General features: G+C 54.7%; 10 protein-coding genes. 4 read left to right on the top strand and 6 right to left on the bottom strand.

The annotated features are described in order from the left end of the window. Nucleotides 1-19: 19 nt before the first annotated feature. From DDIC_RS08350 to DDIC_RS08330, 5 genes are all read right to left on the bottom strand, one after another. Nucleotides 20-622, bottom strand: a complete 603-nt coding sequence (locus DDIC_RS08350) for a MotA/TolQ/ExbB proton channel family protein (protein WP_136400014.1) — start codon at nt 620-622, stop codon at nt 20-22. A gap of 99 nt (nt 623-721) precedes the next feature. Further along, entirely contained in the window at nt 722-2557 is a 1836-nt protein-coding gene (locus tag DDIC_RS08345; RefSeq protein ID WP_136400013.1) for a CobW family GTP-binding protein, read from the bottom strand. Nucleotides 2558-2629: 72 nt separating this feature from the next. After that, nucleotides 2630-3778 (bottom strand): MBL fold metallo-hydrolase, encoded by a 1149-nt coding sequence (locus DDIC_RS08340; RefSeq protein WP_136400012.1) that lies wholly within the window; start codon nt 3776-3778, stop codon nt 2630-2632. A 10-nt stretch (nt 3779-3788) separates the two neighbouring features. Further along, nucleotides 3789-5192: a hypothetical protein gene (locus tag DDIC_RS08335; protein WP_136400011.1), complete on the bottom strand. Its 1404-nt coding sequence runs from the start codon at nt 5190-5192 to the stop codon at nt 3789-3791. 279 nt (nt 5193-5471) lie between these two features. After that, nucleotides 5472-6116: a GntR family transcriptional regulator gene (locus DDIC_RS08330; RefSeq protein WP_136400010.1), complete on the bottom strand. Its 645-nt coding sequence runs from the start codon at nt 6114-6116 to the stop codon at nt 5472-5474. Nucleotides 6117-6456: 340 nt separating this feature from the next. On the opposite strand from DDIC_RS08330, the gene DDIC_RS08325 reads away from it, so the two are divergent. Beyond that, on the top strand, nt 6457-7632 hold the full coding sequence (locus DDIC_RS08325; RefSeq protein ID WP_136400009.1) for a hypothetical protein: 1176 nt from the start codon (nt 6457-6459) through the stop codon (nt 7630-7632). A gap of 572 nt (nt 7633-8204) precedes the next feature. Here the strand turns inward: DDIC_RS08325 and DDIC_RS08320 are convergent. Beyond that, a complete protein-coding gene (locus DDIC_RS08320; RefSeq protein WP_136400008.1) occupies nt 8205-8831 on the bottom strand; it encodes a TetR/AcrR family transcriptional regulator in 627 nt (208 codons plus the stop codon). Between the two features lie 353 nt (nt 8832-9184). Here DDIC_RS08320 and DDIC_RS08315 point away from each other — a divergent pair, with 353 nt between their 5' ends. Genes DDIC_RS08315 through DDIC_RS08305 form a run of 3 tightly spaced genes read left to right on the top strand, consistent with a single transcriptional unit; the run spans nt 9185 to nt 14789 of the window. Beyond that, nucleotides 9185-10249 carry an efflux RND transporter periplasmic adaptor subunit gene (locus DDIC_RS08315; protein WP_247647427.1) on the top strand — a complete coding sequence of 355 codons (1065 nt, stop codon included), beginning with the start codon at nt 9185-9187 and terminating at the stop codon, nt 10247-10249. Continuing rightward, nucleotides 10249-13362, top strand: a complete 3114-nt coding sequence (locus tag DDIC_RS08310; protein WP_136400006.1) for an efflux RND transporter permease subunit — start codon at nt 10249-10251, stop codon at nt 13360-13362. Before DDIC_RS08315 ends, DDIC_RS08310 begins: the two co-directional genes overlap by 1 nt. Next, nucleotides 13359-14789 (top strand): efflux transporter outer membrane subunit, encoded by a 1431-nt coding sequence (locus DDIC_RS08305; RefSeq protein WP_136400005.1) that lies wholly within the window; start codon nt 13359-13361, stop codon nt 14787-14789. The genes DDIC_RS08310 and DDIC_RS08305 overlap by 4 nt, the downstream gene beginning before the upstream one ends. Nucleotides 14790-14846 lie beyond the last annotated feature (57 nt).

Here is a 14846-nt window from a genome sequence, read left to right as displayed (position 1 = left end):
GTGCAGCGAAAAAAACAATTCAGCAGGCATCGCCGGTGCTGGGAGCGCTTTGCATCAACGCTGCATTGCCCGCAGCATCAAGCATGCTGGCAATGTTTTTGAGGCGGGCATGAAAAAATGCCAGCGAAAACTGGGCAACAATGGCAATGCACAGGCCGGAGGCCGTGTTGAGCAATGCCTGCCAGATGCCGTCGGCCAGCATACTCATGTCCACACCGTTGGTGGCGTGCGCGATGCGGGAAAAAATGGAGATCATTCCGCTTACCGTACCCAGCAGCCCCATGAGGGGAGCCAGCCGGGCAATGGCGCCAAGCAGGCCGAGCCGCCGTTCCAGTTGCTCAAGAATCTGCTCGCCAGCCAGATGCAGGGTTGATTCGCGGTTGGGGCTTGCCACTGTGAGCAGCCCGGCAAATGGTTGCAGCAGCGGCACTGCGGCCATGCGTTGCGCCACCGCGCCCACATCGCCGTTGCACGAGGCTTTGAGCAGGGCCGCCCTCAGCCCGTCATCGGGCAAGCCGCACGATGCGTACAGCAGCAGGCGTTCCACAATCACCGTCAGGGCAAGAATGGAAACGGCCAGCAGGGGCCACATCATCCATCCCCCAAGTGCAATGATGTTCATTACTGCCTCCTTGACGCAACCGGCACGCAGTACCGGCAGGGTTTATGCTGTTGTGGCGGGCTGTCTTGTGCCTCAACCGCAATTGGTGGAGCCGCCGTTTCAGTAGTCGGTTGGCGCGCTCTGACTGGGAGCGTCAACCGGCGACAGGTTCACCCCGATAAAGACCATGTACCGCTCGTCAGATCCATCGGGGGCTTCTTCGAATTCCAGGCGGCCTGCGGCGTACTGGGCAACGGCTGGCATGACGGTTCCATCGCTGCAAAGATTGACAATGCCCTTGGCCCGGCACAGCCCGGGGCCAGCGCAATCCACCATGCGCTCTATGTCTTTTACGCTGACCGGTTGCGGCAGGTTAAGGCAAAACGAGGCAAACCCCTCGTCTGTATGGTTGAGGTTGCGCAAGGCGTTCATGGGGCGCAGACGGGGAATGCGCGAAGGCGGCAGACCTTGGGCGTCAAGCCATGCGGTGTGCAGGGAGTCCAGAATGGCAAAGGATATGTTGCCCTGCGCTGCGGGCAGGATAACGGCTTTGGGATTGCGGCGGCGCAGATCGTGCATCATCGTCTCAAGCTGTTGCCGGGAGACGGCGTCGGCCTTGTTGGCAATGATGACATCGGCCTGTTCTACCTGCGCCATGCTGATGCCAGAGCAGGATGCGTCCCAGGTCAGCGCGTCGGCGACCGTTATGATCAGCCCAGGCCGCACCAGATCGTCAAGGTCTTTCATGGATTCAAGCACGTTGGCGGGGTTGGCAAGGCCCGTGGTTTCAAGAATTATCTGTTCGGCGGGGGCCGCTTCCAGCAGGCGTTGCAGGCCGGGCCGCAGGCTGTCTGCAAGCGAGCAGCATACGCAACCTTCGTCCAGCGCTTCCACATGCGTCTCCCCGCGAGTGAGAGAAGCATCAAGTCCTATGCGGCCAAATTCATTCTGTATGACGGCGGCGTACTGCTCCCGGCCATTGAGATAATCCAGCCAGCGACGCAGAAAGGTGGTTTTGCCCGCGCCAAGAAAACCGGTCAGTATGTGCATGACCGGCAGATCGGCGTCGGGGCATGCAGCCCTTTGGCGCTGGCGGCCGGGCAGGTGCGTCAGAACCTTGCCGTCAGCAGACCGGGCGGCGACCACCCCCGCACGGTCATTGCTGCCACGAGCTGCTCGGGTCGGGGCCTGCGGGCCTGTTCCCAGTTGCGCTTGCAGCGACAGAACCTGGGGGAGGGTATTTTTTCGGTCTGCGGTCGCCTGCGCCAGCGGCGTCATGTGCAGGCTCAGGCGCGGCTCTTCGTCAAACAGGGTACGGGCAGTGGCCGTTAGCGTTGTAAAGAGCCGCAGCAGCAGCCTGAATGCGGGCACATCATATTCCACCCCGCCGGGTGGAACAATCCACGCCAAAGACTGCGCGGCTTGTGCGGCGTTACTGCCTGATGCGGCTGGGTACTGCGCGGCAATTCCCTGTTTGGAAATCTGGCGGTATCTGGCCGGTGCGGATACGGACAGGGTCAGGCCTGTGCCATCCAGCGCGGCGACAAGCTGGATGGTACCCATGCAGAATGGGGCAAGCTCTGGCGCGTGCAGCGAGAGATTGCGCACGCTTTCCCCGTATCCCTCACCCAGGGCCAGCGACAGGGCCTGTAGAGGAAACATGTCGAGGACGGGATCTGCCGCATCGGGGAAGACGTGCGCTGTAAACGTGCCGTAAAGAAAAGAATCATCCGTGTGTTCTTCCTGAAAAACCAGGCCGTAGACGTGTGGAGAATCCGCCACCCGGCATGTCCAGGCGGCATACAGCTGGTTGGAGGGGCGTACCCCTCGCCAGCCCAGCCCCCGCGCCCGTCTGCGGTCAAGGTGTATGCCGGAGAGCAGGCAGTTGAGTATGGATGGACTTTCTGCATCTGTTTCTGGCGAGAGGGGGCGCGGCAATAGCGTGTCGAGGCGCATGGCTGTTCTCCGTCGTGGTAGGCTGTGTTCATAACCTGGCCGGAGGGGGGATGCCCCCCCCGGCCGGGCCGTTTACGAGGGAAACTTGATGACGTCCCCGTTGCCGAGGTAGTTTGTTGTTTTGGAGCGAAACCGCGCCGTGCCTTTCACAACCGGGTAACCGGCATCCACAAACTTTTGGGCCGTGATAAGCCCGGTGCAGTGGTTGCAGCCCACCCGTTGCAGATCCCACTTTTTAAGGCCTATCACCAGATCGTCGTACTTTGGGTCCCAGTCGTCAAAGGGCGAGATGTGCAGGCCGCCGTAAAGTCCGTAGAACTGGTCGTTTTCGTAGGCAATGGTCTTGTAGGCTGTGTCGGCAAAAAGAATGATGCCCTGGTGGCAGCACCCGGTAATACTTACAAGGCCAATATCTTTTACGTTGCAGTAGAGCGACATTTCGCCAAACACCTTGAAGATGATGGGGCAGTCAAAGTCGTAGAGGGCTACGCCCTCCTGAATTTTGTGCAGGCCCTTGGGTACTTCTGTCCACTTGCCCACATGGCCGCAGTCTTTGAGATACTGCTTGCCGTTGGGGTAAAAGGTGTTGGGCGTATAGATATGGATATTCGGGTTGTATTTGGTTACGGCGGGCAGGCCGAAGTAGTGGTCCATGTGCTCGTGCGTCTGGATCATTGCGGCAATTTCATTGTTTGCCAGCATGGTGTCGATGCCTTCGCGCTTGTAGCAGGTGTCCATCCACAGGTAATTCCAGCCGGTGTCAAAAAGGTATTTTGTCACCTTGCCGTCCATGGCCTCAATTTCGACAAGGCATGAAAAACCACCGGCATTCTCCGAATGCACGCTGTTTTCGCGTACGATCTGCCAGGCTTCTTCCAGCTTGTTGGGCAACAGGTGCTTGATCAGCTTCATGCCGTCGGCGTAATTGCCCTTGCCGACGCCCTTGCCGTTGCCGAACGGGGGCCAGTTGAACGTGTACTGGTCTACCAGCAGGCCGCCCGCGCCGGTCACATCCTTCATGAAGATGCCGTTGTCAAACCAGCTCGTCTCGGAGATGTTGGTAATCTTGATTGCCTTGCATACGCCGATGTCTGCCGTTCCGCGCTTTACGTCCTTAAGAAAGGCCCTGCGCATGGGTGAGTATGAATACGCGCCCATGGCGCCAATGGCCCCTACGCTGACACCTAACGCGGCACCCTTGATAAATTCTCGTCTGTCCATGTTGTTCTCCCTACTGCACAAGGGTGAAGTGTGCGCTGAACCAGGGCAGCGCGGCCACTATGGCAAAGTACAGAATAACGCCAGCGAGAATGCCCACCACAAGACCGGGAATCATGGCCGGGGTCCAGGCGCTCTGGGCGGCAAAGGCGTGTTCGTCGGCGGCGATCTCCTCGCTGGTGCGCAATTCGCGCTTCCAGCCGGGCCAGCCGTCCATGAACCACCAGTTGATCAGCCAGATGTCGATGAGCCAGATCATGGGTATCATGGGGAACTGCTGCGGGTGAGAAAAGCCCTTTTGCGTGCCGAGCACAAAGTGGGCGTACTTGTAGTACAGGCAGTACACGGCGATGCCGCCAAGGGCCACCAGTGCTGTACGGATAAGTACGTTTACCGGAGTGCTGAACTTGTTGGGCCAGTTGCCGCAATAGAATTGCAGGAATAACGCCGGTACAAGGAAGAAGATGGCTGTTTCGCCCACATGCAGCCAGCGCCAGTCGGGGGCGGCATCACGCCGGTGACCGCGTATGGCGTCGCCCCACACGAGTTCCTGCATGTACCAGAAGAAGAAGCACAGCGAAACGGAGATGGCTATGATGCCAAAAAACGTCACAAAACGGCGCAGCCCCGGTCTTTTGATAAGGCAGAAGGGGTAGCGTTCCCATATGCCTTCCACAAACCACACCACAACGGTGCAGCACATGATCCAGGCCACATGGAAGTTGGCGGAAACGGTCTGGGCAAACGATTCCCAGTACGGCGGCGTAATGGCCGTAAAGTACTGCCATGGATAATACAGAATGCCCATGTGGTTGTGCATGGTCATAAAGTAGATGACCAGACTGAGGCAGAACGTGCCCAGCCATATGCTGAAGCCTCTGACTGGCTGGCCCTCGTTCTGCCAGGGGCGTCCTTCCAGCGCCACAATCCAGGCCGGGCTGATCCACGAGGCAATAACGGCAAACATCATGCAGGCCTGGGCCGCGTATTCTGTGGAGTAGAATTCGGTCAGCCCTGGCAGCTTTTGCAACTGGTGCGGGCTAAAATAGGCAAAAGCAAAATTGCCCAGAATGTTTTCAAAAAAACCGTGAATCATCAGTATCATAACGCCTACTGACACAAGCGAAAGCACAAGGCCCTTTTGCAGGGGGTGCGCATTGCGTATCCAGTTGCGTTTGAACGGCCAGAAATCGAAAATATAGGCCATCCAGATGAGAATAATGAGCCACCAGCGGCAATAGTTGTAGCCCACATAGGGCGTATAAAAGCGCATGATGCCGCGTGGATCCTGAAAAATCCACCAGGTTACGGCAAATATGGCGAGAGTTACCGCCATGTTGGCCAATACAGGCCAAGGGCCCTGCCAGCGCTTGATGAGCTTTCGCTCTTCAAGATAGGGAATATCGTGGTCAGCCATAGAACCCTCCTCAAGATTGCGGGGTTTCCGTTTCCACGGGGGGGCGCGCTTGCGCGCGCATTGCCTGTGCAACTGCTCGAATCAGTGCATCCTCGTTCATGCTATCCACGGGCAGCCCTAGCCGCTGCCCTTCAAACCGCAACATGCCGGGCGAAAATTCCGGCGGCAGCAGCGCCTCGCCGTTAAAGGTCAAGGCCTCTGCATCGAAGCTCTCGCCCGGTATGCATGGGGAAACAGCGCGCCAGTTTCCCCGTAAAAAATTGCGTCTTTGCTGGTCTATCATTCTTCTTCCCCAAGGCTTTGCAAAAGACATGTTGCGTAGGCCGAAACGGAAGATGCGCAGGCTTGCGCGTCTGCATGGCGCAGACCGTGCAGCGTGCGGGCCAGATGCTTGAACAGCTCCTCAAGCCGCGCCTGGCTGCACTCTTGCAGCAGCCGCGCAAGCGCGCCAACATCGGGCAGGGTGGCTGCGCCGGCCTGCGCAAGGCGGGCGTTGTCGATGGCCCGTAAAAGTATGGAGAAAAATTTGAGGTGATGCTGCGCCAGCAGGCGCATGTCGCCGCTGTGCAGCGCCATGCCTATGGAGGGCAGATGCCGCTCGATCGTCAGCATGACTGATGGCGCAAATGAGCCAGATACCGCTGCCAGCAAGGGGGTCATGACGATATTCATGGCCCGCAGGCTGTCGGCCAGGCTGGCGGCGTCAGGGTTGCAGGGAAGGGCACGCACAAATGTGCCCTTGTTGCGGCGGGTTTCCAGAATACCCTTGCCCACAAGGGTGCTCAGGGCCGTGCGCAACGTCGCGCGGCTGACCCCAAGCTCTTCGGCAAGGTGCCGCTCGGCGGGCAGGCGTTCAAACAGCGACCAGCGCCCTTGCAACAGGGCGTGTTCCAGCGGGTTTTCGGCGTTTGCTGGCGTGATCATGGGCGTCCTCCAGGCAAAGCGTATTCAAGTACTTTTATATGACTTCATTGTGCGCGCCTGTGAATTTTTTGGCAATATAACCAAAAATTTTTTTCTAATTATATTTAACATGATGAAAAACATGATGTATTTTTGTTTATTTGGTATGACCACTATAAAAGTATGTGTACAATTGTGGGAATAAAAAGCAGATTATACGGGTGGGATAGCAGAGTTATATTTAATTTTATGCCAGTGGTCAGACCACTGCTGTGCGTAAAAAAGTCTTGCTCATGGTTAGCGTCTATTTTACTGCCAATACGTCCGAGCTGTGTTTTTATTGTCAACAAAGGGAGCTGGCATGGCGCGTTTTCTCCAATGGCGCAAGGGGTTTCCTGGATTATTGTGGAGCATTTGCCAGCGCGAGTCGCGTCTTGAGGTTTTTACCCGATGGCGCGGCGCGGGTTTTGATGCTCCGCAGCTGCTGAAAAATGCCGCATTCAGAAAGCAGGTGGTAATGGAACAGGATTATCCGCTGCTTGTGGAGTTTTGGGACATGATCCATGCCGGGCGGCCTGCCGCCGCCATCTTCAGGCTGAAATACGACGATGGCCGCACGCCGCTCATTTTGCAGGGCTGGCCAGAGCCGGAGCAGGATGTTTACAGCGGTTTTTTGAAAGAGGCGTTTTTGCCCGGCGGCTATAATTCTGCCTGCTACAATGCGCAGCTTCAGATGCGCGTGGGCGATGCCGATTACCCGGTATTTACCGTAGACCTGAAAAAGCAAATGCTGTGCGACGTCAACACCGCCGCGCAAATGCTTTTTTGGGGGGAGGAGCAGGAGGAACGCGCGCTTGTGCTCGAAGATGTGGTGCCGCCGTCTGTGATGAAAGTTTTTTTGACCGCGATGGAAAAGGCTGTTGAGCGGGATGCGTGGTCGGGTAAACTGCTGCTGGGCAATGCCGAGCGCGGGCTGTTTTCTGCACACGTACGCCTCACCTTGTGGGGCGAGCCGGGCAAGGAGGTGGTGCGGGCCGCGCTGGTCAACGTTGATGCCAAACCCGTGAAACCGGATGATGATGGAGCGCTCGCAATTTGCACCGGCGATCTGCGCCCGGCGCTTGAAAAACTGCACGGGCTTTGCAAACCCGAAGTTGACGGGCTGCTGCTGTCGCATATTCAGATGGGTAACGGCAGAGTGGCCGTCTATGGCGTGGGGTCTGCTTTTGATGGCCTTGAATGGGGAACCCTACATGCCTACGAAGGCACAATTGCCCAGGATATACAGCGCTACAGCCTCAGCTCGCTGATTGTCGAGGACACCCTGGACAGCGTAAAATCCATTGACTGGGCCCTGTTTGCCCCGCAGGGCGTGCGCTCGTATTTTGCCAAACCATTCTATGCCGAGCACGGCCTGCACGCTGTCCTTATCCTGGCAAGCAAAAGGCAACGCGCCTTTGGAGCAGATGCGGAAACTCTGTACGCAGATGTTTCGGCGGCCTTTGGTCAGATCATGCTGCGCTGGAGAAACCCTTGATCAACGCTGCGACAGGCATGTGCGCAAGATATAACTATTGGCGTGTTTTTATATTGTCGTAATAATCTTCTATTTGCCTTACCTACCATAAGAGCCACAATATCAATAGGTTGCTCGCCGTCAATTTTTTTCAGCCGGGCGTTTTCTGCCTCCAACTGACGCAATCGCTTGGTTGCAGAGACGTTCATTCCACCGACGTGCTGCGCCATTTGTAAAAGGGCCAGCCGAGATGCCAGCCTGAGGGCACAGGCTGACAAAATGCACTGCTGCCCCGGCTTGCCGCCATATCCCAATAATCTGCTCTTCGGCGAGTCTGCTACGTTTCATTCGTGTGCTCTGTGTCAGGAACACTAATTTTTCAGGGCATACTTTTAGGGGGGCTATGACTTACGTGAAAATCCAGAGGCAAGTGACAGAGACATAACGAAAATTTTAACGCTGGGGACTGGATTGACGGCCACAATGTGTCAGCATATTTATAACTTCATTGTATGTTTTATAGTAGAATTTTAGTATTGAAATGTTGCGCAGCGTGCTTGATTAAATTCAAAAACTACATCATCACAGCAAGATTATTTTTTTAAAGTGGCAGACTCCAACATTTCAATGAGCCATTCTTCATACACTTTGTGTTTCCAACCGCGTTTTTGCACGAGAGTTTGATATCCTTCGCGGTGAGTAATATACCACCAGATATCCACGGCCTTCTCTATTGTAATTCCCTGCTTCAGGGGGACCCCTTCGAGCATGTGTCGCGTATGCTCTGCCTGCTTTTTTTGCGCGGAAAGTTCAGCTGCTGCGGCAATTTCTGCCAATTCTGGCGACAAGATACCCGCATTGCGCAGCAGCTCATAACGCGGTGTTTCTTTCTTGCGAGCCTGGACAAGAAAGGCAACCGTGCGCCGGATCCTTGCATGGATGTCAGCTTCTTCCAAGGCGCGTGTTGCGGCCAGTTGCCCTTCTGTATCCTCAAAGGCCTGCTCAAGCACGGCAGTCATAATGCCGGGTTTATTCTTGAATATCACATAGATCGTTTGGGGTGAAACATTTGCTGCCGCCGCAATGTCTTCCACTGTGGTCTTTGCGTATCCGCAGGTAAGTAGCAGGTGTTCTGCTGCCGCAATAATTTTTCCTCGAGTTTGGGCTGCCTGCTGCTCGCGCAGCGGAGAAGAATATTTGCGTGTGATCTGCTTGGGCATGTTCTCTCCCCTGCAAGCTTGATTTGGTTTGATTGCCAGCAAATGTCCCTTCCAGCGAGTGTTGGCATTACGGTGAGGTGCTACGTATCAATTTTTTTTTACTTCGCCAAATGGACCATTCTTGACAGATATTTTTAATGGACTTACTAACAATCAAGTCATTTTAGTTTAACTAAAGCCAATTTGAAAGCAACCAAAATCTAAAATATCTGAATAACTAGCCGATATTTTTAATTTACCAAAAAGAAGGGAATCGTATGCTTGCTGTAAGGACGGGAGTGTTTTTATGCGTTGCCGCGCTGTCCATCATTGGGGGAGGGTGCTCTGGTGACCGTGATGGGGGCCGCGGAGCCGTGCCGGAAGTATCCGTATGCACAGTTCATCCCCAATCGGTTAATTTCAGAACTACTCTGGCGGGCCGGGTTTCGGCCTTCCAGATTTCAGAGGTACGCCCACAGGTTACCGGTATATTACAGGCGCGGCTGTTTGAGGAAGGTGGAGACGTCAAGGAAAAGCAGGTGCTGTATCAAATAGACCCTGCCGTCTATATCGCCTCATATGACAGTGCAAAAGCATCACTTTCAAGGGCTGAGGCCAATGTGCTGCCTGCAAAACTGAAATTTGACAGATATAAGTCTTTGGTCGGCATTAATGCAGTGAGCCGACAAGAATTTGAAGATGCAGATGCCGCGTACAAGCAGACTCTGGCAGATGTTGCTGTGTGCAAAGCAGCATTGCTGACGGCGCGAATCAATTTGGACTATACCAAGGTAACTTCTCCCATTAGTGGCCGAATCAGCCGATCAAGTGTTACGCCCGGCGCTCTGTTAACGCAGAATCAGTCTACTGCGCTTGCAACCGTGCAGCAGATTGACCCGGTCTATGTGGATATGCCCCAATCTGCCACTGAATTACTACATCTTAAACGCAACCTTGATAGCGGCAGGTTGCAGCGTTCGGATGCGGACAATCATTCACTGCACCTGTTTTTGGAAGATGGTACAGAGTACCCTGACCGGGGCACGCTGCAGTTTCAGGAAGTGCGGGTAGATGAAAGCACAGGCTCCGTTACCTTGCGGGCAATTTTTCCCAACCATGAGCACGTTATCCTGCCTGGCATGTATGTGCGGGTAGAGCTGGACGAAGGGACCAACGACCATGCAATACTTTTGCCGCAGGAAGCTTTGATGCGCGACGCCAAGGGCAATGCCAGCGTGTATTTGGTTAACGAAAGCAGTGAGGTAGAGGCAAGACCCGTATCTGTGGGCAGAACTCACGGTGTGAGCTGGGTCATTTTGAGCGGGCTGCATGAAGGGGAACGTGTGGTGACCAGCGGATTGCAAAAAATCCGCCCTGGCCAGACCGTAAAAGTTTTGCCGTCAGAGCATGCCCCGCAGGCAATGGGCGGTGAGCGCTGATGTCTCACTTTTTTATTGAGCGCCCCATCTTTGCATGGGTTATTGCCATCATCATCATGCTTGCGGGGGTGCTGTCCATCGTGCGCCTGCCAATATCGCAATACCCCGAAATCGCGCCACCCTCTGTAGTTGTATCTGCCACCTATCCAGGCGCATCGGCGCAGACCATTCAGGACACGGTCACCCAGGTTATAGAACAGAAAATGACAGGTCTGGACCATCTTATATACATGGCCTCCACCAGCGATTCTACCGGCAATATGGAACTGACGCTGACGTTCAGCGCGGAAGCTAACCCCGATATCGCTCAGGTTCAGGTGCAGAACAAGCTGCAACTGGCCATGCCGCTATTGCCGGATGAGGTGCAGCGGCAGGGCATTACGGTCAAGAAGAGCAACTCTACCATTATGAAGGTCTACGGATTTATTTCCGAAGACGGCTCAAAAGAAGTGGGCGACATTGGCGACTATGTGGGTTCGCAACTGCTCGACGGCATCAGCCGCTTGCCCGGTGTTGGCGAGGCGACGCTTTACGGCAGTATCTACGGAATGCGCATATGGCTGAACCCGCACAAGCTGCGCAGCTATTCTCTTACGCCCAGCGATGCTATTACGGCTATCCAGTCGCAGAACGCCCAGATTTCAGCTGGTCAGCTTGGCGGTGCGCCAGCCGTGCAAGGTCAGAAAATCAATCTCAGCATTGCGCTTCAGGAGCGCTTGCAAACCCCGGAACAGTTCGGGGCGATTATTCTGCGTACAAACCCCGACGGTTCAATGGTGCGGGTGCGGGATGTGGCGCGGGTAGAACTGGGGTCGGAATCTTATAATATCTTTGGCCGGTTCATGCGCAAGCCCGCTGCCAATATCGCCATCAAGCTTGCTACTGGGGCCAATGCGCTGCAAACGGCAAAAAATATTGATGCGTATCTGGCGGAGCAGTCCGCCTATTTCCCTTCGTGGCTCAAGTTGGTGTACCCCTACGACACAACGCCTTTTGTGGAAATTTCGATTCACGAGGTTGTAAAAACCCTGGTAGAAGCAATCGCGCTGGTCGTGCTGATCATGTACCTGTTCCTTCAGAATATCCGCGCCACGCTTATTCCAACTCTGGCGGTTCCGGTTGTTTTGCTGGGTACGTTCGGCGTTCTTTCCGCGCTGGGCTATTCCATTAATACGCTCACCATGTTTGCCATGGTGCTGGCCATTGGCCTGCTTGTGGATGACGCCATCGTGGTTGTGGAGAACGTGGAGCGCATCATGTATGTGGATGGGCTGCCGCCCAAGGAAGCCACCAAAAAATCTATGTCGCAAATAACCAGTGCCTTGGTGGGCATCGCCGTGGTTCTGTCGGCGGTTTTTGTTCCCATGTCTTTTATGGAAGGGTCTGTGGGCGTCATCTACCGGCAGTTTTCCGTAACCATTGTTTCGGCCATGGTGCTTTCGGTTGTAGTTGCCCTGATATTTACCCCGGCTCTTTGTGCCACCTTGCTGAAAAAGCCGCCCAAGGGGGCCCACCTGACACAGCACGGTTTTCTTGGGGCGTTCAACAAATGGTTTGACCGTACTCTGCAACGTTATCAGAAGGGCGTGGCCATGTGCTTGCGCCGGTCTGGCCGGTGCATGTTCATCTATGCTGTTTTTATTGTGGGCTTGCTTGTTCTTGTTCGGGCCTTGCCCACGGGCTTTTTGCCAGACGAGGATCAGGGCGTTGCCATGATGATGGCGCAGTTGCCCCCAGGGGCAACACTTGAAGACACAACAACTGTCGTCAAGGAAATTGAAAATTACCTTATCAATGATGAAAAAGACACGGTTATGAATTGCATGGCTGTTGTCGGTTTCAACTTTGCTGGTCGCGGCCAGAACGGCGCCATGATTTTTGCCCGCTTGCATGACTGGAGCAAAAGGAAATCGCATTCACAAAAGGTTGACGCCCTCGTTGACCGTGCACGCAGGCGGTTTGCTGGTTTGCCGAACGCCCAGGTCTATGTGTTTGCACCGCCTGCAATACAGGAACTTGGTAACGCTTCGGGTTTTGACCTGCAATTGCAGGATGTGGGCGGTGTGGGGCACGAGGCCCTTCTGGCTGGACGTAACCAGCTGCTGGGCATGGCGGCACAAAATAGTGCCCTTATGGCAGTACGCCCCAACGGGATGGAAGATCAGCCCCAACTGCGTGTTCATGTCGATCGAGAAAAAGCTGGGGCTTTGGGCCTGAACTTGGCCGATGTAAATGCCACGCTGAGCACCATATGGGGAAGCGCCTACGCCGACGATTTCCTAGACCGTGGGCGAGTTAAAAAGGTCTACGTCCAAGGGCTTGCAGAACACCGCATGACGCCTGAAGACATGAATAAGTGGTATTTTCGTAATGGTCGCGGAGAAATGGTGCCCTTCAGCGCCTTTGCCACATGCCAGTGGGAATACGCCCCTACCAGCCTGAACAGATACAACGGACTTCCATCTCTTGAAATTTTGGGTAGCCCCGCACCGGGAAAAAGTACGGGGCAAGCCATGGTTGAAATGGAAAAGATGATGGATCAGCTTCCTGCCGGTATGGGGCACTCATGGACAGGCATTTCGTTTCAGGAACGTCAGTCGGGGGCGCAGGCTCCGCTGTTGTATGCGCTGTCTTTGCTGGTGGTATTTTTGTGCCTGGCGGCACTGTATGAAAGCTGGTCTGTACCTTTTTCAGTAATGCTGGTTGTGCCGCTAGGTGCTCTTGGCTCACTGTTGTGGGTCTTTTGCCGGGGATTCAATAATGACGTTTACTTTCAGGTAGGTTTGCTTGCCGTTATCGGCCTTTCTGCAAAAAATGCCATTCTGATTGTTGAATTCGCCAAGGAGATGCACGACAGCGGCACAAACCTGGCCAAGGCCGCAATTTCAGCAGCCCGCCTGAGGTTGCGGCCAATTCTCATGACCTCGCTGGCATTCTTGCTGGGCATTTTGCCCCTCACCGTTAGCTCGGGCGCTGGTTCGGGAGGGCAGAATGCTCTGGGTACAGGCGTAATGGGGGGAACCTTGCTGGCAACCTTGCTGGGGGTGTTTTTTATCCCGCTGTTTTTCGTCATCGTTACTGCCATTTTTGCATCCAAGGGAGTTCGCCAATGAGCAGGCTGGCAATACTGTTACTTGCAGGTTTGATGGCGGGATGCTCCATGGCACCCACATATAAAAGACCAGAAATGCCTATAGAGGCCAACTGGCCGGGATATGTACCAGACGCATCTGCTACTGTGGCGGATAAAGAACTGGCCGCAAGGCTTGGTTGGGAACAATATTTTGCTGACCCAAACATGCGCAATCTTATATCACTCGCACTTGAAAATAACAGGGATATGCGCATCGCCCTGCTGAATATTGAATCTGCCCGGGGGGCGTACCGCATACAGCGTGCAGACCAGATGCCCACAATCAATGCGCAGGGCTCAAGCTTGACCCAGGACAATTTTGACTTCCTCACCACAAGCGGAAGGCACGCCTATACACATGCATCTGCCCTGAGCGTGGGTTTGACCTCATTTGAGATTGATCTTTTTGGGCGCATCCAAAGCCTTAAGGATGAAGCGCTTGAAAAATATCTGGCAACGGAAGAAGCCAGCCGCAGCGTAAAAATCAGCCTTGTAGCCTCGGTGGCGCAAGCCTACGTTGCCCTGGTGGGGGACAGGGAGCGGCTGCAGATCTCAGAGGATATGCTCAAGAGCCAGTCAGACTCCTATGCGTTGATCAGACGCCGGTATGAAAGTGGTGTTTCCAGCGAGCTTGATTTGCGTCAGGCTGAAACCAGCGTGGATCAGGCCCGGGTGAGTTGCGGGCTGTACTCTGGCAGGGTGGCGGCTTCCCGGTCAGCACTTGCTCTGCTTGTGGGAAGGCCTGTTGATGACCAACTGCTACCGGCAAAGCTGATCAAAAATATGCAGCCATACCGTGACCTGCCAGTGGGATTGCCCTCGCAGGTTCTTTTGCAACGGCCAGATATCCTCCAGGCAGAGCATTTGCTCAAGGCCGCCAATGCGGACATTGGCGCAGCGCGGGCCAATTTTTTCCCACGCATTTCACTTACAAGCAGTATTGGCAGTATGGGGCCAGAATTGATCGACATATTTGGCAACGGCACTGGCGTGTGGCAATTCCTGCCCCAGGCGTCACTGCCAATCTTTGACGGCGGCAGAAATCTGGCGACACTTTCTGTTTCTGAAACGCAAAAAAAGATCGCTGTCGCAACATATGAAAAGGCAATTCAAACTGCGTTCAAGGAAGTCTCGGACGGCATTGCACTGCGTGAATCATGGGAAAAGCAGCTCAAGGCACAACGGGATCTCACCGAGGCTTGCCGTGCAGCATATTATCTATCGCAGGCGCGGTACAACCAGGGGATTGAAAGCTATCTAACCGTACTGGTTTCGCAGCGTGAGTGGTTTGCAGCCCAGCTTACGTTGGTGGACGTAAACCAGGGACGCGACCAGAATCGCATAGAGTTTTACAAGGTTCTTGGTGGTGGTGTGGTGCAAACAGAAAAATCAGCCGCAAAAGAATAAATGGCATGTCTGGGTCTGAAGGGGATGTGTGGGAGGCATTGGCTAAGAGCAACCGCT

It is taken from the genome of Desulfovibrio desulfuricans (genome assembly GCF_004801255.1).
Lineage (GTDB): Bacteria > Desulfobacterota > Desulfovibrionia > Desulfovibrionales > Desulfovibrionaceae > Desulfovibrio > Desulfovibrio desulfuricans_C.
Note: the sequence above shows the minus strand (reverse complement) of the source record. Positions and strands in the feature narration are given on the sequence as shown.

Excerpts from the sequence above, each read along its gene's own strand:
- DDIC_RS08350 (WP_136400014.1), bottom strand. The coding sequence starts at position 622 with ATGAACATCATTGCACTTGGGGGATGGATGATGTGGCCCCTGCTGGCC.
- DDIC_RS08345 (WP_136400013.1), bottom strand. The coding sequence starts at position 2,557 with ATGCGCCTCGACACGCTATTGCCGCGCCCCCTCTCGCCAGAAACAGAT.
- DDIC_RS08340 (WP_136400012.1), bottom strand. The coding sequence starts at position 3,778 with ATGGACAGACGAGAATTTATCAAGGGTGCCGCGTTAGGTGTCAGCGTA.
- DDIC_RS08335 (WP_136400011.1), bottom strand. The coding sequence starts at position 5,192 with ATGGCTGACCACGATATTCCCTATCTTGAAGAGCGAAAGCTCATCAAG.
- DDIC_RS08330 (WP_136400010.1), bottom strand. The coding sequence starts at position 6,116 with ATGATCACGCCAGCAAACGCCGAAAACCCGCTGGAACACGCCCTGTTG.
- DDIC_RS08325 (WP_136400009.1), top strand. The coding sequence starts at position 6,457 with ATGGCGCGTTTTCTCCAATGGCGCAAGGGGTTTCCTGGATTATTGTGG.
- DDIC_RS08320 (WP_136400008.1), bottom strand. The coding sequence starts at position 8,831 with ATGCCCAAGCAGATCACACGCAAATATTCTTCTCCGCTGCGCGAGCAG.
- DDIC_RS08310 (WP_136400006.1), top strand. The coding sequence starts at position 10,249 with ATGTCTCACTTTTTTATTGAGCGCCCCATCTTTGCATGGGTTATTGCC.
- DDIC_RS08305 (WP_136400005.1), top strand. The coding sequence starts at position 13,359 with ATGAGCAGGCTGGCAATACTGTTACTTGCAGGTTTGATGGCGGGATGC.